The following is a 19,033-nucleotide window of genomic DNA, read 5'->3' on the forward strand; positions in this document are numbered from 1 at the left end:
CCGGAGTCGACGACCGGAGCCTTCCGCTCCGGCCGTCTCGTCCGTCCGGCACCCCTCAAGGAGCGGGAGCAGCAGGCGCGGGCTCAGCGGGCGCGGGCTCGTCATCCTTCAACGCATCCAGTTCGCGAGCCGTGGCGGGCCGCGTCCGGGCCTTGCCCTTCTCCACGAGGATGAGCGTCCCCTTGTTGCCCTGCCGACAGAGCAGCGCTTCCCCCAAGGAGGGCGCCTTCTTCAGCGCATCACAGCGGCCCACGTGTGCCACCTGTCGACGCGCGGGCTCGATGCCCAGCGCCACCGCGAAGGTCTTGCCCGCGCCACCTTCGAACGGCCCTCCGGACACCACCGTCACCCAGGTGTCCTTGAGCAGCTCCTGCGTGTAGAGCACCTCGTAGCTCTCCGCCTTGCACCCGGCCTGGGTGCTCCCCCCCTTGCAGCGCTGGGCCGCGCGAAGCTTCTCCAGCAGGGCTGAATCCACCCGCGCGGTGAAGGAGGGAGAGGGGAGCTCGTAGCGGGCCGGGCCCACCTTCTCCAGCCCCGCGCAGGGCCTCTTGCCATCCGTCGCGGAGATGCGCAGCGCGAGCGGCACCTGCGGCACGCCGCTGGAGGGAACCGAGAGGAACGCCGTGCCCGTGCTCGCGAGCGACTCCGGCACGGTGACGGCGAAGGCGCCGATGAAGTCCGACATGCCTTCATCCGCGTCGGTGAGCAGCAGGCTCAGCGAGCCTCCCACTCCCACCGGAAGCCAGGCTCCCGAGCGCGTCTCTTCGAGGAAGAGGCTGTTCCACTGCAAGCTGCCGGTGTCCTCCTGCTTCGGGCCGATGACGACGGGGGAAGCACCTTCGACGTCGACGGCCATCGCCGACAGCTCCGGGTCCGCCGCGGAGCCCTCGTCCCAGGACGAGCCACTGGGGTTCGTCGTCCCGACCTTCACCGCCAGCGGGGACACGAACAGCTCCTTGCAAGCCCGATAGTCCTGCGCCCACACGCGAGTGGAGACACAGAACACCAGCAACACCCACCGTCGCATCATGCTTCCTCTCATCCAGCCGGGCGACATCGCCTCGGCTACAGCCCCAGGGCGTATACCTTGTTCCGGTCCACCACATAGACCCGGTCCTTCACGATGACGGGGTCCCTGAGCGAGCCTCCGTCCGAGGTCCCCACCAACGCGAGCTTGGTCGCGCTCCACAGCGGAGCGAGTGTCGAGACGGCGACGACGTGCAGCCCCGTGCGCGAGGTGATGACCAGCGTGGGGACGCTCACTCCCGAGTCGTCCTTCGTCCCCGACGCGGCGGCGATGGACGTGCTGCGCTTGCCCGCGAAGGGCGTGGTGGAAAAATCCAGGAGGTCTCTTCCGTAGTACGGGACGATGACATCGTAGACGCCCGGAAGCGCCGCTGTCAGCGGCGTGCCACCAGAGAGGGCGTCGAAGGAATAGAGCACGGTGCCCGCGTTGGGACCGGAGCTCTCCTGCACCGCGATGATGGCTCGGCCGCCCACCAGCACGGGCGCCTGATACCCGGTGACTTGCGAGCTGGGAAACGGCGGAGAGCGGAAGAGGCTGGCGCCGTTGTAACCGGCATTGCGGATATTGAACGTCACCGTGCCGGTGGCCAGGTCCCGCTCCAGCAGGTAGATGCGATTGCCCGCCACGCTGATGTTGCTCGCGGGCTCCAGCGCGACGCGCGGCCAGCGAGGTGTCCCGGTGGCGAGGTCCCAGCCGAACAGGCCCGACGCGAAGGGACGCGGCTCGGTCGCGGAGCAGTTCGTGGAGCACTGGAAGTTGTAGATGGCCGCCAGGTAGATGAAGCCGTTGTCCGTGGCGATGGAGCCCAGGCGGTCTTCCGCGGTGTCCCACTGGTGCTGAGGGAAGACTCGCGTGCCGCCGTAGTACCCGTAGGTGTTCAGCTCCAGCAGGAGGTTGCCGCGCTTGTCAAACGAGCGCAGGCCCAGCTTGGGGCCGTGGTAGTGGAGCTGGTTGTAGACCCACAGGCGCGTGCCGTCCGACAGCGACTGGCCCCAGCTGTCGTTGTTCGCCTGCTCGTACTCCGCATAGGGAATGGTGCCACCCGAGTAGTAATTGGCGCCGAACTGCTTGCTCCAGGTCCGGATGCCGTCGTCATTGCGGACGACGCCGTCGCGCGCCTCGTAGACACCGCCGCCAACGAGCTTTTCGTACGCGAAGAACGAGGGCCAGTGGCCCCGGTTGTCATTGAGCTGCCGGTCGACGCTCCACACGCTGGCGCCCGTGGCCGGGGCGATTTTCTCCAGGGCGGGGCTTCCCCCAGAGCCGACGTAGTTGGGATTGGAGTTCCATGCCAGATAGACGCCGTCGGTGTCCGCCACCGCCCGCTCCACGCCTTGCACGGAGCGACCCGCTCCCGCGATGGGCGCGAACTCCCAGAGCTTGCGCAGCGGATGCCACGCACAGCCGTCCGAGGTGAAGGAGCGGCGTCCATCATGTCCCATCGTTGCCCACGCATTGGTGCCCGTGCAGGGTGGCACCACGGCGGAGGCCATGACTCCAGGTGACTCGGGGGGTAGCGAGGAGGGCTCTTCCGTCGAGCCTTCACATGCACCGAGCCCCACGGCGGACAGCAGCAGCACCACGCCTCTCGTTCGCAGCGTCATGACACGACCTCCACGTCAGGGCGCGCCGGAAGCTCCCGGACACGCCAGGAAAGCGCCTTGGGTCACCACGCCCTTCCGACAGCACCCAGGGAAGGAGGAAGCCTCGACGGTGGGCGCCCCTCATGGGAGCGAGCCGGGGGCAGGCGCGGCTCCCACTCCGCCACTGCTCGTCGGCAGTCGCATGGGCTGGGCCTTGCCATAGGTGAGCGAGCGCCACAGCCACTCGGCGGGACCGAAGCGGAAGCGGGCCATCCACAGATGGCTGAGGACAATCTGCACGGCGAAGATGCCCAGGGCCAGGAAGATGCTCGTCGAAGGAGGCGCCTTCCCGATGAGCCCCAGCCCCCAGCCGTTGTAGAGCCAGACGCTCACCACCGACTGCAGCAGGTAGTTCGAGAGCGCCATCCGACCCACGGGCATCAGCACGTTGAAGACACGCTGCACCCAGCCACGTCGGGACAGCAGCGCGAACAGGGCGACGTAGGCGCCGGCCAGCGTCAAGCAGCCCAGCTCCTGCACCACGGTCAGCACCATCATCCAGTCACGGTCGATGAGGTCCCCCATCCCCATCGCGCGCAGCCGCCACACGACCAGCCCCAGCCCGTTGCCAATCACGCCCAGGAACAGCCCCCAGAACAGCAGTCGCTGGTGCAGGCGACGGTTGCCTTCGATGTCCTGGAGCACCAAGAGGCGGCCCGCCAGCAAGCCGAACAAGAACCGCCCCAGGATGAGGCTCATCCAGACGAGCCGGTTGAGGCGCAGGAACGACTCGTTGTTGAAGCGAGCCGTCCCCCCGAGCGCCGTCCAGAACGAGTCGCTGGAGAGCGCTTCGAACAGCCGCGCGCGAACCGCCGTCTCCACGGCCCGGGTCGCCTTCGCCGCTTCTCCCGCGGCCTCCGCGCCGTGAAGCCAGATGGGGATGAAGCGCTCCAGCGCCGGAATCACCAGCGGCACCACCGCCATCATCGCCACCGCCCAGATGAGCACCGTCGTGTTCGAGCGGCTCCGGAACAACAGCAGCGCGAAGCCCACCATCGCGTAGGTGTGGAGGATGTCCCCGGACCAGATGGCGTACTGGTGCGTCAGCCCTATCCCCAGCAGCACCAGCAGGCGCCGCGCGTAGAGCGGGACAATCGAGGAGCCTCGCGCCTCCGCACGGGCGAGCTGGATGCTGAAGCCCAGCCCGAAGAGGAACGAGAACAGCGTCACGAACTTCTGGTTCACGAAGAACTGGTAGAGGCCCGCGACCACCGTCTCGAAGAGGGGCGCTGAGAGGGCCTGGGCCTGCTCTCGCGGCATCATCACCCTGCCGCTGAACCAGGACATGCTGTTGGAAACGAAGACGCCGCACAGCGCGAAACCACGCAGCGCATCCAGCAGCGTCACCCGCTCGGAGGCATCCACCGGGCGGGCATCGGCGACGTGCACGGGAGCAGCAGAATCTGACATCCATCCAGCAGACGCCCGCTGCTTCCGTGCGTCAACCGAGGGCTGTCGACTTCAGCCCCCGGTCTTCATGACGCGGTGCTGCCTAGCCATGCCGGGAGTACGTGCCGCAGCGCGCATGCCCGTAGCGTGCGCACTCCGCCCGCTCACGACGCTCCCGCTCCACCCGCGCCTGCCGCTCACGCTCGGCCCGCTCCCGCTCCAGCCGCGCCAGACGCTCACGCTCGATGCGGGCCCGCTCACGCTCGATGCGCTCGCGCTCCACCCGCGCCTGCCGCTCGCGCTCCAGCCGGGCCTGCCGCTCCCGCTCCAACCGCGCCTGCCGCTCGCGCTCCAGCCGGGCCTGCCGCTCGCGCTCGGCCCGCTCACGCTCCAGCCGCGCCCGCTCCGCGCTCGAGCGCGATTCGATGCGCTGGTCGCGAACCCACTCGGTGACGCCCGAGGTCGTGACGGGGGAGGCACCATGCACCGACTGCGCGAGGACAGGAGAAGCCACCGTGAGGGAGCACACCACCAAGACTCGCTTCAGCTTGCTGTACATGACGACCTCCTTCGCAGCGGGTTGCGCCGCGTTCTGTACAGTCTGACGGGGCTCCCTCCCGTCTATTCAGCCGGGCCACCCCTGCCCGCACGGAGCCACACCCCGAGTCACACGCTTCCTCGGAGGAATGGCCCGATGCGCCACACACGGCGTACGCAGCGCTACGCCGTGCGCGACGCGGGCCGCGCCAGCCACAGCGCGGCGGCGGCAAACACGGAGATGGCGGTCCAGTAAAAGAAGCGGTACTCGGCGCTCACGCTGACGGGGAGGTACGCCAACGCGTAGGTGACTCCGGACGCGGCCACGCAGAACATCAGCCCGCCATCCCGCGCGCGACGTCTCCAGCCCACGCCGGCCAGGACCACCGCCAGCAGCAGCCACAACCCTCCACGCGCGACGACATCGGGCCAGGCGTCTCGCATGGACACCAGGCCCCGGTGGACCGCGGTGTGCGTTCGCAGCTTCAGGCCCAGGTCGTTCCGGTCGATTTGCCGATGATAGGCCCCGGTCTCCCGGTAGTAGATGTCGGAGAAGCCGACGAGGCCGAGGGTCGCGACAAACGACGCCCACCGATGCCGCAGATAGGCCCCCGGGTAGGTGCGCACGACGCGGAGCCACTCTCGCGTCAGGGGCTCCTTCGCCGCGAGGACCTCCACCGGGGAGATGGCGCCCCGCGCCGGGTCTCCCCACAACATCGGCGACACCCCGCGCGTGTCATAGATGGAGCTCAGCTTGGCCGCATCCCACTTCCACCGCTCCACGAGCGGTGAGCCCTCCATCGCCAAGGGCTCGCGCGAATAGACGCCCGCCACGTCGAACACCAGCAGCGCGCCTCCAATCCACGTCTTCTGCGCGCCCACGACACGCTCGACGAAGCCCGGTGCAATCGCAAGCACCGCGAGGAGCAACACGCCAGCGATGACGGGGCGGCCCCGCTCCTTCATCAGCGCCGGCACACGCGCCACCACCATGGGCACCAGCAGCATGCTGGCGGTGATGGCGTTGTGCCGCGTCAGCGTCGCGGCGATGAGGCACACGAAAGCCCAGCCCGGTCGCCCCCGGGTGAGCAACACCACCGCCCACAGCAGGGCCACCGCGTTGAGCACGTCCTTCCAGAGCGTCACTCCCACAGCCCAGGTGCTGGGGATGACCCAGTACACGCCCAGCAACGCGAGCGCGGCCAGCCCGCGTCGCCCAGCGACGCCCCCGACCAGCGCGACCGGTCCCAGCGCCAACCCCAGGAGTTGGAGAGCCAATACCGGCCACGTCGAGCCTGTCAGCAGGAAGGCCTTGCCCAACAGGAAGGCGAAGAAGGGCGAATGCCAGTCCGAGTACTCTCCGGTCTGACCCTGCCACAGCATGTTGAGCGAGTCACTCGACATCAGCCCGGGCTGGAAGGCCACGAACAGCAGCACGCCCCAGATGAGCGCCAGGAACAGCCGGACGTGCCGGCTCCCCAGCGTCGCGAGCAGACGGCCTCCGACAGCTGTCTTGTCGGAAGTGGCCTCATCGGCCTGGACGGACGGTCCCACCGGAACGGGCGCAACCTGGTCCACCTCCGGCACCGACCGGCCTTCCATCCCCATGGTGACGCGCCCTCACTGTGAACGATGACGCGGGAGACTGTCAGGCCGGGTCGGCAAATCCAAGCATGCCATGCCCGATTGGGTCGCCGACCGGTCAACCCTCCGCACAACCGGGCGTCTTGTCCGGGTCCGGAAAAGCGTGGGCACGCTGGGGAACGGCTTCGTCGTCTCCCTCGGCCACTCCTGGCGTGTGGCCGGGAATCTCATCCTCATAGTCCTGCTCGCGAGCCCTCCCATCCTCCAAGGGCTCACCTGCTCGCTGTCGCGTGTCGATGTCTGGCATCACCGCCTCCTGTTCTCGAAAAAGATAGGCAGTGACGGCCCGGGAGGATGGCGCCTGGGCGATGATGCGAGGACTACGGGAGGCTGCATGGCCACGTTCCTCGGGAGCACCCTTCGCCAGTGGCGCGACGGCGCCAGCCGGCTCGTCCAGAACACGGCCGCCCTGGCGATGACCGCCATCGTCGTCCTGCGCCCCAACCGCGCGGGAAGCGAGCGGGCCCGGCGCAACGCCGAACGCCTCATCGCCGCGTGCCGGGCCTTCCAGACGCGACATGGCCGACTGCCCCAGGCACTCACCGAGCTGGTCCCCGAGTTCCTTCCCGAGCTGCCACCCGCGAAGTACTCCGGCCCCCACTTCGGCTTCACCTACGACGTGAGCCCCGGGCGACACGTGCTCGGCTGGACGGAACGGATTCCCTTCGGACGCCCCTTCTATGTCCTCGAGGAAGACCGCTGGGGTTATCTGGACTGAGGACCCTGTGTCCCGGGGGCATGCACGGAGGACTCCGTCTTGGGCTAACGTCCCGCGAATGCACCTCACGCGCCTTTCCCCCGCCGTGCTGCTGCTGTGCCTCGTCATGGCGGGTTGTGAGCGGGGCTCGACGCCACCGCCCGCGGCCCCCGCGCCGAAGCCGCAAGCGCCTCCGGAGAGCTTCCTCAAGGCGGGCCTCGCCGCGCCCGTCACCGCCCCCGGTGTCAACGACCCCGGCGAGGTGAACGTCGCGGAGCTGCGCGATGGCCTGGCGGACCCGCGAATCCTCAGCGAGGAGGACCTCCAGAAGTTGCTTCGGAGTGGCCTCCAGAAGCCCTCCGGCCCCACGGGGGAGCTGGAGCCGGTGGAAGGAAGCCCGGCGCCGATGGAGGAAGAGCGCGTCGCAGGGGATGTGATGCTCGGAGCCGCTCCGCCTCCGCCCCCCCCTCCTCCCTCGCCCGCCTCCGCGCCGCGTCCCATGGACGCCGCCCGGGAGGCGCCTGCCTCGTCAAGTGGCAGGGTCCTGGAGGCCAAGCGCCGCGAAATCATGCAGGTCATCCGGGGCGGGGGCGGAGGAGCGGAGGCCGAGCCGGCACCCGCGAAGCCGGCGATGAAGAACGGCAAGGGGCATGACGACGCGCCGCCCACTCCCGTGCTGCCCAAGGTGGACACCGCGCCCCGCGCCGCGAAGGTGCTGGTGCGCGACGAGTCCGGTCGCTATCAGCCCCTGAAGACGCGAGCGATTCGCGTGGTGACGTACATCCAGGGCGCCCGCGCGCGCACGGTGGTGGACCACCTCTTCGAGAACGACACGCCCCACAACCTGGAAGGCACCTTCTACTACCCGCTGCCCGGTGGCGCGTCCGTGGCGGGCTTCGCGCTCTACTCGGGCTCCGTGGCGGTGAATGCCCCGTCCCTCTTCCAGTCCTCGGACCTGCTGCCTCCCCTCGGCGATGGCACCTCGGACGTGGAACAGCTCACCGCCGCCGCGCCCCCCAGCCCTCCGGGTGCGAAGCGCTCCTGGGGCGCTCCCCAGGAGGCCCGGGTCGTCGAGCAGAAGCGCGCGCGCGAGGTGTACGAGGACATCGTCCGCGACAACATCGACCCGGCGCTGCTGGAGTGGGCCGGCGCTTCCACCTTCAGCGCCCGCGTCTTCCCGCTGCCGCCCCGCTCCCTCAAGCGCGTGGTCATCGCCTACGAGCAGACGCTGCTCCATGACGGCGAGCGCCTGCGCTACACGTGGCCCCTGCCCGTCGGCGCGGGCAAGGACCTCCAGGTGTCCGCGCGCGTGCACGTGGACCCGCGCCACACGAAAGAGGTGCTGGTGGCTCCCGAAGTGAAGGGGAAGCCCCGTGAGCTGGGCACGTGGCGGACGTACGACTTGCCCGAGCTCAAGGGTGACGGCGCGCTGTCGGTGGCCCTCACGCCGAAGAACACCGAAGCGGATGTCCTGGTGGGACGCGACGACGCGGGCCTTCCGGGCCAGGCGTTCCATGCCCGCGTGCGCCTGCCCGCGCGGCTGACGTCGGAAGCGGAGGGGCCGCCCACCGGTCGCGCCGTGCTCGTGGTGGACACGTCGCTGGCCACGGAGGACGGCAACGCCTGGGCGCTCCAGGCGGCGACGTTGCGCGCGCTCCTGGAGAAGGACTCCACGCTGAAGGAGTACGCGGTGCTGCTCTTCGACGTGCGACCCCGCTGGCTGCATGGCTCGGGCTGGCGCACCAACGACGCCGCGCGGCGCCAGGAGACGTTCTCCGAGCTGGAGCGCGTGTACCTGGAGGGCGCCTCCCACGTGGATGGCATGCTGGCGGAGCTGGACCGGGCCGCGGGTGAGTGGCTCAAGCCCGGCAAGCCCGGCGAGCGCGTGACGGCCTTCCTCCTCTCCGACGGCAACGTCACCTGGGGCCAGAGCACCGTCGAGTCGCTCATCTCCCGCCACGGCAGCGCCGAGGCCCTGCGCTGGGTGACGTATCGCTTCGGCGAGGCGGCGGTGAACACGGACCTGTTCGACGCGCTCTCGCGGGCCAGCGGCGGCCGGAGCGTGACGGTGCTCTCCGGAGGCCAGGTGGAGGCCGCGGCGAAGGCCCACCGGGCCATGTCCGTGGTGCTCTCCCGCGTGGAGGTGAAGGGCGCCGCCGTGAAGGACCTGGTCATCGCGGGCCGACCGCACCTCGTCTTCCCGGGCCAGGAGCTGCTGGTGGCGGGACGGCTGCCGGAGAAGGGCACCGCGGAGCTGGTGGTGGCGACGCGCGCGGGCGACGTGGAGCAGACGCTCAGCGTGCCGCTGTCCTCGGAGGACGACAGCACCTTCGCGCCGCGCGCCTGGGCGGACCTCTTCGTCACGCGGATGGTGGCCCTGGATGACGTGCGACTGGACCGCATGGTGGTGGCCCTCAGTCAGCACTACCGGCTGGCCAACGCGCGCGCGTCCATGCTCGTGCTCGAGTCCGAGTCGGACTACCAGCGCTTCGCCATCCGCGATGAGCGCGTGGAGCTGGATGACCTGGAGACGCTGCGCAAGCGCGAGCAGGACCAGCGCAAGGACAAGCTCCAGGGGCTCGACCTGGACCAGGTGCCCAAGTCCGGGCTCGCCGTGGTGCGGACCCTGACGGAAAACCGCTCGGCCCTGGCCCCCCTGATGAAGCGTCAGCCGCTGCGCGACGAGCCCTATGCGGGCGGCGAGCCTCGACTCACCGCGGAGCTGGCCTACCGCAAGGCGCGCCGGGACAATCGCGACGACGTGACGCTGTATGAGGGCATCGCCCGCCAGCGCGCCTTCGCCGGAGACACCGGGGGCGCACTGCGCGCCCTGTCCTCTCCCGTGGAGCTGAGGCCCAAGGACGCGGAGGCCCTGCGCCTGGTCGGCTACGGCCTGCTCGCCATGGGCCAGTTCCCCGCCGCCTCGGAGCTGTTCGAGCACGTCCGGCTCAACCGCCCCTTCGAGGGCCAGGCGTACCTGGAGGAAGCCCTCGCGCTGGATGCCTCAGGGCGCCATGCAGAGGCCGCGCGCAACTACGAAATCGTCCTCGCGGGCGCGCAGTGGCGACACGTCACGGAGCTGCGCCTGGTCGCGGCGTACCACTACGGGCGCCTGCTCTCCGCGCTGGCACGGCATCCCCGCGCGGAGGCCTTCGCGTCCGTGCTGAAGGCGCGCCTCGGCGAAATCCAGGAGGCCAGCACGGCCTGGTACGGTGGCGTGTCCTCCACGCCCATCGACTACCAGCTCACCACCCACTGGAACTCGGACTCGACGGACATCGACCTGTGGGTCATCGAGCCCAACGGCGAGCGCTGCTACTACCAGCACAAGGAGACGCGGCTGGGCGGACGGCTCTACTGGGACATCACCGACGGCCTGGGCCCGGAGCTGTATCACGCGCGCAAGGTCGCCCCCGGGCCCTACCACGTCGTGGTGCACTTCTACGGGCACCGCTCGCCCAAGCTCTCCGTCCCCACCGCGCTGCTGCTGGTGAGCGACAAGGGCGTCTTCGCGTCCGCGGACTCCTATGAGCGCCGCTTCCAGCTGCGCATCCTCCCCAAGAACGACGCGAGGCTGCTGCTGCGGCGTGAGGAGTTCATCCCGCTCAAGACGGCCCTGTCCGCTGAAACCAAGCCCTGAGCGATTCGCCTCCACGGGAGACACGTCATGCACGGACGAAAACCCAGGGGTCCCATCGGACGCGTCGGTGGCCTGCGCCGTGTCGAAGGCGCCGACGGTGTCGTCCGGGTCAGCGCGCTGGAGCGCGTCTCCCGTCCCGAGCGCATCGAGGGTCGCGACGTCACGAGGCGCTCCTTCTCGGAGGCCCTGGACCGCGCCTCGCGAGGGCTTCACAGCACGGAGCCCCTGCCCTCGCCCTCACCGCGAAGGGCCACGCCACCTCCTCCCGCGAGACGCCCGGATGACGAGGAGTCGATGCTTCCTCCAGAGCCTCCGCCGGAGGGCTTCCTCGGCATGCTCTGGTGGAAGGTGAAGGGGCGTCGCTAGCCCGCGACGCTAGAAGGTGAAGCCTCCGCCCAGGTACGGGCCATGGAGCCGGTCCTGGTGGGCCACGCCGTCCACCGTGCCCAGGTCGTCCAGGTACAGGCCCCGCCAGCCGCCTCGAACCATGAGGCTGCCCAGGTGCAGGGCCAGCCCCACCGTGCCGTCGAACTGGAGGTACGGCCACGGTGTCACTTGCGTGCGGGCCTCGAAGTCCAGGGGGCCCAGGATGCAGGCCTCGAAGGACACGCCCACGCTGGGCCCCACGAGGGTGACATCCGGCGCATACGCCGTGCTCACGCCCGCCTCCGCGCGCAGCCGCAGTTGCTCGCGCACGAGGAACGCATGCGTCAGGTGCACCTCCGACAGCGTGAGCCTGTCGCGTCCGTCCGTGCCGTCATCGGCGGGGAGCGACAGCCGCAGCACGTGGCCCTCCACGCCGAAGCGGCGGAACTCCAACCCCACGAACATGTCGGCGCCCTTCGCGTCGTCTCGCAGGAGCAGGTTCTGCATCCCCATGCGGAAGGACACTGGCACCGCGTGCCGACGCTCTGTGCTCACCTCCGGGGTGACCTCCGGGGCCACGCCCGGCTCGAGGCTCACGTTGGCCCGCCGGGGCAGGTGCGTGCCCGTGGAGGCAATCGCTTCGACCATGCCCTGGAGCATCCACCCGAACAGGCTCCCCACCACCTCGCCGCCCAGCTCCTCCAGGGAGTCCGAACAGCAGTCGTCGCTCCCCGAGTCGGACGAGCCCTTGTCGGAGTCGGAGTCCTTGTCGTCGTCATCGTCATCGTCGTCGTCCTGACCGATGGCGGTGGCCTCGTGGGTGTCCGACTTCGAATCGCTCGGCTTGGAGCGCTTGCCGAAGCGGGCCTCGGCTGGCGCGGCCAGCAACAGGCCGACGAGCAGCCCCGCGCACCAGCTTGCTTGAAATGAAGGCACGCCCCCTCCGACGTCGATGGCCGTGGAACAGTTCCACGAGGGGCCATTCAAACGCGGGAAGGGGCCTGGACGCCAATCGCCCGTGGGTCAGCGACGACGGCGCGACGGCGAGGACGCGTCGGAGAACGTGTCACACGCCTCCAGGGTGCCCTGCGACAGGCCCTCCTTGAACCACGCGACGCGTTGCTCCGAGGAGCCATGGGTGAAGGACTCGGGGACGACATGGCCCCGGGTGCGCCGTTGGAGCGTGTCGTCTCCAATGGCGGACGCGGCGCCCAGCCCCTCCTCCACGTCGCCCTCCTCCAGCACCTGGCGCTCGCGCTGCGCATGGTGGGCCCAGATGCCGGCGAAGCAGTCCGCCTGCAGCTCCTGGAGCACCGACAGCGCGTTGGCCTGCTCGGGCGAGACGCGGCGCCGCGCGGCCTGCACCTGCTCGGAGATGCCCATCAGATTCTGCACGTGGTGCCCCACCTCGTGCGCCACCACGTAGGCCTGGGCGAAGTCACCCGGCGCGCCGAAGCGGCGATCCAACTCGTCGAAGAAGTCCAGGTCCAGATACACGCGCTGGTCCGGCGGGCAGTAGAAGGGGCCCACCGCGCTCTCCTGTTGCCCGCAGGCGGATTGGACCGCTCCGGTGAAGAGCACCAGCCGGGGGTCCACGTAGCTCACCCCTTGGGGCTCCAGCAGGCCTGGCCACGTGTCCTCCGTGTCCGCGAGGATGACGGACACGAAGTCCTTCAGCTCCGCCTGACGCGGGTCGTCGGGCACTCCCGAGCCGCCCGTGCCGTAGCCTCCTGACGGGTCCTGCCCGCTCCCGGAGGTGATGACGGACGGGTCTCCGCCCAGCAGCATCACCACCAGCGCCACGACGATGGAGCCGATACCACCGCCCACCGCCAGGGGACGCCCGAAACCACTGCCTCGCCGGTCTTCTACATTGGAGCTGCGACGACCACCCTGCCACCGCATGCCTGCCCCCTCCTGGACGGATTCTCCGTCGGGGCAAGGTAGTCAGCGCCGGAGCGGAGGGACGCCCGGCACCCGTCCCTCGCCTGGTCGACAGTGCACCAGGCGAGGGAGCACACGAGCGACTACGGCACGGACAGCGCCTGGAGCGCGGCGCGGGCTTGAGCCTCGTCGGCGACCACCCCGACGACGAGCCGCTTCAGGCAGCCGTCGAACTCCTGCTTCAACGCGGCGGCTGTCACGGCCTGGAGGTGGGCGGGACGCTGGGCCAGCGACTCCGGCGAGAAGCCCCGCACCCGGACATCCAGGAGCGCCTGCACCCACGACTCCGAGGAGATGAACGACACCGCCTGACTCGCGAGCAGCCGCGAGCGCGAGCGCGCCACCTCTCCCTCATCCAGGCGCGTGGCGAAGGTGGAGAGCAGGTCCTGCACGTACTTCGCGCCTTCCGTCATGCGCTGCGCATCCACCACGCCCTCCACCACCAGGTGGGAGGCCCCTCCGCGCGCCACCCAGGTGCTCGCGCTGAAGCCATAGGAGGCTCCGCGCTGCGAGCGCACCTCGTGGAACGCACGCGCCGACACCAGCTCCGCCATCAGCGAGTAGCGCGCCTCGGCCTCGGGGGTGGCCGTGGGGAGCCGGCAGGCCAGCTGCAGATGGCCCTGGCTCGCACCCGGGCGCGGCGTGACGAGCGTGCGGGCCTTCGCGGAGGGCTCCGGCAGCGACGGCGCGGCAGGCACGCTCACCGCCGTGGCGGGCCCGTGCTTCCAGCCGCCCAGGTACTCACGCACCAGCGGCTCCACCGTCTTCACGTCGAACTCGCCGGCGATGACCACCACGGTGTTGGCCGGACGGTACACATCCCCAATCCAGGCCTGGACCTCCTCCCAGGACACCTGCGCCATCTCCTCGCCCGTGGCATCTCGCGAGTAGGCATGCGTCCCGTAGAGGGCCTTCATCAGCTCACGCTCGGCCCGGACCTCCGGGTGCCCGTCCACCGCGCGCCGCCACGGCACCACCTGCTCCTGGAGGTACTTCACCACCTCCAGCGAGGTCCGCGTGGTGGCGAGCTGCTCGGACAGCAGCGCCAGCATGTTGCCGATGTTGCCGGCGGTGCCGGCGACCTCGATGCGCTCGTGGTCCTTGCGCATGTCTCCGTACACATGCAGCCCCCAGTGGCTGGCATGGCCCTCGAACCACGACTCGCGGAAGGAGCCGTAGCTGGCCATGGCCGCCGCGCCCGGCTTCGCGCCGTACGTGGAGCCGCCGCCCAGCACCGCGCCCACCCGCACCACGGGCAGCCCGGGACGGGGCGCGAGCAGCACCTCCATGCCGTTGTCGAGCTTCAGCGTCTGCACGGGCGCGGACAGGGCCGTCAGCATGGACGGGGTGATGCGCTGCTCGGCCGTCACCGGGGAGGTCTCCTCCGGCAGGGTGGCGGGCGCGGCGACAGTGGCGCCACCGCTCTCTCCCGGCCGCACCAGGATGATGCGGGCCCGCTCCCGCTGCAGCCACTTGTAGGCGAAGTCCGTCACCTTGCCGCCGTCGATGGTCATCAGCGCCATCTGCGCGCGCGTGTAGCCCCGCACGTCGAGCATGAAGTGGGTCAGCTCCGCGCGGCGCACGGTGCGCGACATCAAATCTTCGGACTCCAGCACCATGCCGGTGATGACGTTGCGGCGCATGGACTGGAAGTCGAACTCGCGGCCGAGCACCGCTCCCGCGCTGATGCTCTGCGTCCACGTCTCGTAGACCCGGTCCAGCACCTTGTCCGCGGACCTGCGTGGGTTGGCGCCCGTGGTGAGCGGCACGCGGACCACCAGCAGCGAGGCGCGCGTGCCGGGAATCACCTGCGTGCCGACTCCGGCGATATCACCGTCGGTGAGCTGCGCCCCCGACAGGCTCCGGCTCAGGTTCACCCGGACGAAGTCATGGATGGCGCTGGCCTCGTCGAACGAGCGCGGCAGCACCCAGGAGATGTACAGCTCCGGCGAGCCGACAGATGCCTTGAACTCCGGAATGGACGACGCGGCGGCCTTCAGCGGCGGCTCCGTCACCTGCGGCAGGCGCGGGTCCACGGCGAGCGGCGCGCCAGTGCCCACCCACGCGGGGGGCAGGCTCTGCATCAACACCGCCTCCACGGCGGCCAGGTCCACGTCGCCCGCGATGACCAGGGTGACGTTGTCCGGACGGTAGTGGTTGCGCGCGAAGCGCTGGGCATCCGCCAGGGCGAGCGCCGTGAGCGACTCGTGGGTGCCGATGATGGGCCGCGAGTACGGGTGCTCCGGCGGATAGGCCGCCGCGTGCATCCAGCTGAAGACCTGGCCCACGTAGCCCGTCTCGTTGCGCTGACGCAATTCATTGCGCACCACCTCGCGCTCCACCGCGAAAACCTCCGGCGTGACACCGGCGAGCGGCGCGGACATCCGCTGTCCCTCCATCTTCAAGAGCCCGGCCAGCGACTCCTTGGGCGCCATCGTCTGGTACAGCGTGTGGTCCAGGCTGGTGAAGGCATTGAAGCGGCCCGCGCCCAGGTCCTCCAGCCGCGTCCACACCGAGGGGCTGCCCGCATGGCGCGAGCGGAACGCCAGGTGCTCCACGACGTGCGCCAGGCCTTCCTTGCCCACCGGGTCGCTGGAGCCGCCCGTGCCCACCAGGGCCACCACCGCCACCACCGGTGCGCGTGAGTCCTGCTCCACCACCACCCGCAGCCCCGAGGGCATGCGGAAGTCTCGCAAGGGGAAGGACACGTCGCGCATCACCACCTGGCCACGCTGCGGCAAGGTCGAACACGCACCCAACACGGCGGAGAGGACGACGACGGCCGCCGTCATCTTCCGCGCGCGCGGAGAAGGCTGGGACAGAAACAGGGAGCTCATACGAAATGGACTCGTGGGGGACTGCGTGCACGGCAAGGACTGCCATGCGCGCCCCGCGGACACGGGGTGGACTGCATAGAACAACTGATGGCGAAAACACCATCATCGTTCCGTCATGGAATGTCACACAGCGGCGGCGACGTGCTGGCTCCCCCAGTGGGCGATGCCGAGGATGGACTCCATGGGATTGACGCCCAGTGCGGTGGGAAAGACGGAGCCGTCCACGACGAAGAGGTTGTCCGTGTCCCAATAGCGCAGCGTGCTGTCCACCACGCTCGTCTCGGGACTGCCGCCCATGGCGCACCCGCCCATCTGGTGCGCGCTGAGGACGGAGAGCTGGAGCGGGCCATAGGGCGCGTCGTCCAGCAGGGAGAGGTCCTTCTCGCTTCGCATGACCACGGGCCGCGAGTGCGGGCTCGACACCTGCTCCGCGCCAGCGGCGAACTGGATGCGCGCGGACACCTTGAGGGCCTCGCGGAATGCCTCCCAGTGAAAGTCGTTGAGCGGGTAGTCGACCTTGAAGCGCGAGTATTCGCGCTCGCCGCGCAGGGCCACCGTGCCGCCTTCGTCCCCGGGGTGCACGCCATCCAGACAGATGGAGATGAGGGCATTGGCATACGGCAGCCGCGCCATCTGGTCCTGGTGCGCCGGGCCCAGGCCGGTCAGCGCCAGCGAGTTGAGGATGGGCAAGAGCGGAGGCACCTCCAACAGCCACCCCAGCCTGCCCTCCCCCCGGTTGATGAACTGCCGCGAGTACACGCTGATGGGCGCGCCGCGGTAGGCCTCCACCGGCTCCTGGAAGCGGGCGTTGGAGACGACCACGGGGTGAAGGAAGAGGCGCTTGCCCACCCGGCCCCGTCCGGTGAGTCCGCTGCGCAAGAGCAGGCCCGGCGAGTTGATGGCTCCGCCACACACGGCCGTCACCTTCGCCTTCACCGTGAGCCGCTTGCCGGTGGGCTGGTTCGTGCCCGGGTTCAACACGTCCGCGTGGACCGCCACCACGCGCCCGCCCTGGGTCTCCAGCTTCCGGGCGCTGACGTTGGCGAACAGCCGCATCCCCTGCTCCACCGCCTCGGGAATCAGCGTCACCAGCAGGGACTGCTTGGCGTTGGTGGGACAGCCCAGGCCACACGTGCCCAGCGCCGCGCACGAGCGCACGTTGCGCTTCACCGTGCCCCGGCTGTAGCCCAGCGCACCCAGTCCCTCCCACAGAATCCGGTTGTTGCGATTGGACTGCTCCAGCGGCCACTCGCGGATGTTCAGCCGCTCCTCCAGCCAATCCCAGTGCGGCGCGAGCGTGGTGGCGTCCAACCCCTTCACGCCGTGCGTGTCACGCCAGCGCTCCAGGATTTCCGGCGGCGTGCGGAAGCAGGCACACCAGTTGATGGCGGTGCCACCGCCCACGGTGCGGCCCTGGAAGATGCCGATGGACAGGTCATCCGTCGCCCGGTTGCCGGCCTCCTGGTAGAAGGTCGAGTACGCCTTCGCCTCGTTCAAATCGAAGTCGCGACGGGTGTGGTAGCCGCCCTCCTCCAGCATCACCACGTCCAGCCCGCGCTTCGCCAGCTCCAGCCCGAGCACTCCGCCGCCCGCGCCGCTGCCCACCACGCAGACGTCACACGTGAGGGTCTGGTCCTCGGTCAGCTCGTCTCCCGTCCGGATGCGACCGCTCATGGCGTGGACCCTCCGGTGCCCGCGAAGGAGCCATCCGCGGGGCCCCTCCAGACGGGCGCGTCCGCGACATGGAAGCCCTGCGGCGCCACGTAGCCCGTGGCCGCGATGGCCGCCGGATGTGAGTAATACGCGGCATGGGCCAGTGAGCGCAGCGCATGAAAGGCGCCGCGACGGAACACCAGCCGCGACGTCCGCCAGTCCTCCAGCGCGGCGTCCTGCGCCTCGGGGGACAGCCGCGAGAAGGGCGTGACGCGGCCCGAGAACAACAGCCCCGCCAGCGCGTTGTCGAAGATTCCCAGCACGGTCCGGACCTCCTGCGCGACCAGCGGGTCTCCGCGCGCGAGCACCTGGTCCGCCAGCAAGGCCACGCGCGCGGTGTCCGCGTCCGGCCAGCCCTCGCGAGGCGGGAAGGCCCGGCGGGCGATGGCCTGGAACGTGGCGTACTCGCGAGGCCCGAACACTTGGAGTCCTTCGGGAAGGGGCAATGACAGCCCTTCGCGCAGGAACAAGGCTCCGCCGCCTCCCAGCGCGAGCAGGGCGCCGCCAAAGACTCCTCGCTTGAGCAGCCCTCGACGCGACAGCGAGGGCGGCCCGACGTGAGACGGGGACATCGCGGCCTCCGAAAAGAAACGGGTCCACAACGCTGCCTGAGGCCGGCGGAGTCTACCTCCTGCCCGTCTTCGAATGACAATCGACGCCCGCGCTGGTGGGCGTCAGGGCACCGGAGTCGGGGGCCTGGACTCCACGGGCGCGACGGGCTTGTCCTTCAACACCTGGCCCGACGGCTCCTCGCGTCCAGTGACGTCGGCAAATCCTCGCATCACCATCTCGCTCAAGTCGAACGGCACGCCCCGCTGCTTCTCCAGCGACTGGGCTCGGGAGGCCAGCACTTCGCGCGACTGTTTGTCTGGGAAGGGCACGCCCACGAAGATGCGGTTGGCGTTGGCCTCCACCTCGAAGGTGTAGAGCTGGCGGAAGCCCGCCTGCCACGTGCGGAGCATGGAGGAGAAGAGCGGGTTGGGCGGGTCCTCCCAGACGTTGCCCACCACCGCGCCCCTGGCCGTCAGCCTCGCTCGCACCGACGCGAGGAACTCCACCGTGCCCAGGTGCTCGGGGATGCTCTCCGGGCCGTACGCGTCCAGGAAGATGAGGTCATACGCGGGCCGCTTCGCCTCGATGAAGGCCCGGCCGTCCGCCACGTGCGCCTTCAGGCGTTCATCCTCGCGGAAGCCGAAGTACTCGCGCGCCACGTCCACCACGTCCGGGTCGATGTCCACCACGTCGATGCGCGCCTGGGGCACCACCGCGCGCAGGAACATGGGCATGGCCCCGCCGCCCAGGCCTACGACGAGGATGCGCTGGGGCTTGGGGACGAAGGCCAGTCCCACCATCGCCACGCGCGTGTAGGGCAGCTCCAGCTTCAAGGGCTGCCCCGGCCGCACCACGCTCTGGAGCGCGCCGGATTCGTCGAACTGGAGGTAGCGCCGACCCTCCGCGTCCTCCGTCACCGCGATGAGCGTGTAGGGCGACTGCTTCTGGTGGAGGACGGTGCGCTGCCCCGAGGACGCACACGAGAGGAAGGCCAACACCAGCAGCGCCAACCGAGAGCTGAAGCGCCGCATGTCCGCTCCTTCC

Annotated in this window: 15 protein-coding genes; 3 read left to right on the forward strand and 12 right to left on the reverse strand. The window is 69.8% G+C overall.

Annotated features, from left to right (window positions below):
* Nucleotides 1-55: 55 nt before the first annotated feature.
* From LZ199_RS06020 to LZ199_RS06045, 6 genes are all read right to left on the reverse strand, one after another.
* Nucleotides 56-1,030 carry a hypothetical protein gene (locus LZ199_RS06020; RefSeq protein WP_253992680.1) on the reverse strand — a complete coding sequence of 325 codons (975 nt, stop codon included), beginning with the start codon at nucleotides 1,028-1,030 and terminating at the stop codon, nucleotides 56-58.
* A gap of 35 nt (nucleotides 1,031-1,065) precedes the next feature.
* On the reverse strand, nucleotides 1,066-2,631 hold the full coding sequence (locus LZ199_RS06025; protein ID WP_253992681.1) for a hypothetical protein: 1,566 nt from the start codon (nucleotides 2,629-2,631) through the stop codon (nucleotides 1,066-1,068).
* Between the two features lie 120 nt (nucleotides 2,632-2,751).
* Nucleotides 2,752-4,080 carry a DUF418 domain-containing protein gene (locus tag LZ199_RS06030; RefSeq protein ID WP_253992682.1) on the reverse strand — a complete coding sequence of 443 codons (1,329 nt, stop codon included), beginning with the start codon at nucleotides 4,078-4,080 and terminating at the stop codon, nucleotides 2,752-2,754.
* 82 nt (nucleotides 4,081-4,162) lie between these two features.
* Nucleotides 4,163-4,618, reverse strand: a complete 456-nt coding sequence (locus tag LZ199_RS06035; protein WP_253992683.1) for an ATP-dependent DNA helicase — start codon at nucleotides 4,616-4,618, stop codon at nucleotides 4,163-4,165.
* Between the two features lie 161 nt (nucleotides 4,619-4,779).
* Entirely contained in the window at nucleotides 4,780-6,204 is a 1,425-nt protein-coding gene (locus tag LZ199_RS06040) for a hypothetical protein (RefSeq protein ID WP_253992684.1), read from the reverse strand.
* A 94-nt stretch (nucleotides 6,205-6,298) separates the two neighbouring features.
* The gene (locus LZ199_RS06045) at nucleotides 6,299-6,487 is read right to left on the reverse strand and encodes a hypothetical protein (RefSeq protein WP_253992685.1); all 189 of its coding nucleotides are present in this window, start codon (nucleotides 6,485-6,487) and stop codon (nucleotides 6,299-6,301) included.
* A gap of 87 nt (nucleotides 6,488-6,574) precedes the next feature.
* On the opposite strand from LZ199_RS06045, the gene LZ199_RS06050 reads away from it, so the two are divergent.
* From LZ199_RS06050 to LZ199_RS06060, 3 genes are read left to right on the forward strand one after another with little or no spacing between them, the layout of a single operon-like run.
* Nucleotides 6,575-6,958, forward strand: a complete 384-nt coding sequence (locus LZ199_RS06050; RefSeq protein WP_253992686.1) for a hypothetical protein — start codon at nucleotides 6,575-6,577, stop codon at nucleotides 6,956-6,958.
* Nucleotides 6,959-7,016: 58 nt separating this feature from the next.
* Nucleotides 7,017-10,577 (forward strand): hypothetical protein, encoded by a 3,561-nt coding sequence (locus LZ199_RS06055; RefSeq protein WP_253992687.1) that lies wholly within the window; start codon nucleotides 7,017-7,019, stop codon nucleotides 10,575-10,577.
* Nucleotides 10,578-10,604: 27 nt separating this feature from the next.
* Nucleotides 10,605-10,943, forward strand: coding sequence for a hypothetical protein (locus tag LZ199_RS06060; RefSeq protein ID WP_253992688.1), 339 nt, complete (start codon nucleotides 10,605-10,607; stop codon nucleotides 10,941-10,943).
* 9 nt (nucleotides 10,944-10,952) lie between these two features.
* Here LZ199_RS06060 and LZ199_RS06065 read toward each other — a convergent pair whose 3' ends face one another.
* The 6 genes from LZ199_RS06065 to LZ199_RS06090 form a co-directional block, all read right to left on the reverse strand.
* Nucleotides 10,953-11,879, reverse strand: a complete 927-nt coding sequence (locus LZ199_RS06065) for a hypothetical protein (protein ID WP_253992689.1) — start codon at nucleotides 11,877-11,879, stop codon at nucleotides 10,953-10,955.
* An 87-nt stretch (nucleotides 11,880-11,966) separates the two neighbouring features.
* On the reverse strand, nucleotides 11,967-12,848 hold the full coding sequence (gene ypfJ / locus LZ199_RS06070; RefSeq protein ID WP_253992690.1) for a KPN_02809 family neutral zinc metallopeptidase: 882 nt from the start codon (nucleotides 12,846-12,848) through the stop codon (nucleotides 11,967-11,969).
* Between the two features lie 122 nt (nucleotides 12,849-12,970).
* Nucleotides 12,971-15,724: a M16 family metallopeptidase gene (locus LZ199_RS06075; RefSeq protein ID WP_253992691.1), complete on the reverse strand. Its 2,754-nt coding sequence runs from the start codon at nucleotides 15,722-15,724 to the stop codon at nucleotides 12,971-12,973.
* A gap of 123 nt (nucleotides 15,725-15,847) precedes the next feature.
* On the reverse strand, nucleotides 15,848-17,398 hold the full coding sequence (locus tag LZ199_RS06080) for a GMC family oxidoreductase (protein ID WP_253992692.1): 1,551 nt from the start codon (nucleotides 17,396-17,398) through the stop codon (nucleotides 15,848-15,850).
* Nucleotides 17,395-18,009 (reverse strand): gluconate 2-dehydrogenase subunit 3 family protein, encoded by a 615-nt coding sequence (locus LZ199_RS06085; protein ID WP_253992693.1) that lies wholly within the window; start codon nucleotides 18,007-18,009, stop codon nucleotides 17,395-17,397. Before LZ199_RS06085 ends, LZ199_RS06080 begins: the two co-directional genes overlap by 4 nt.
* Nucleotides 18,010-18,111: 102 nt before the next feature.
* On the reverse strand, nucleotides 18,112-19,020 hold the full coding sequence (locus tag LZ199_RS06090) for a spermidine synthase (protein ID WP_253992694.1): 909 nt from the start codon (nucleotides 19,018-19,020) through the stop codon (nucleotides 18,112-18,114).
* Between the last annotated feature and the right edge of the window lie 13 nt (nucleotides 19,021-19,033).

Origin of the sequence: Myxococcus qinghaiensis, from assembly GCF_024198215.1 — a bacterium.
GTDB classification, from domain to species: domain Bacteria; phylum Myxococcota; class Myxococcia; order Myxococcales; family Myxococcaceae; genus Myxococcus; species Myxococcus qinghaiensis.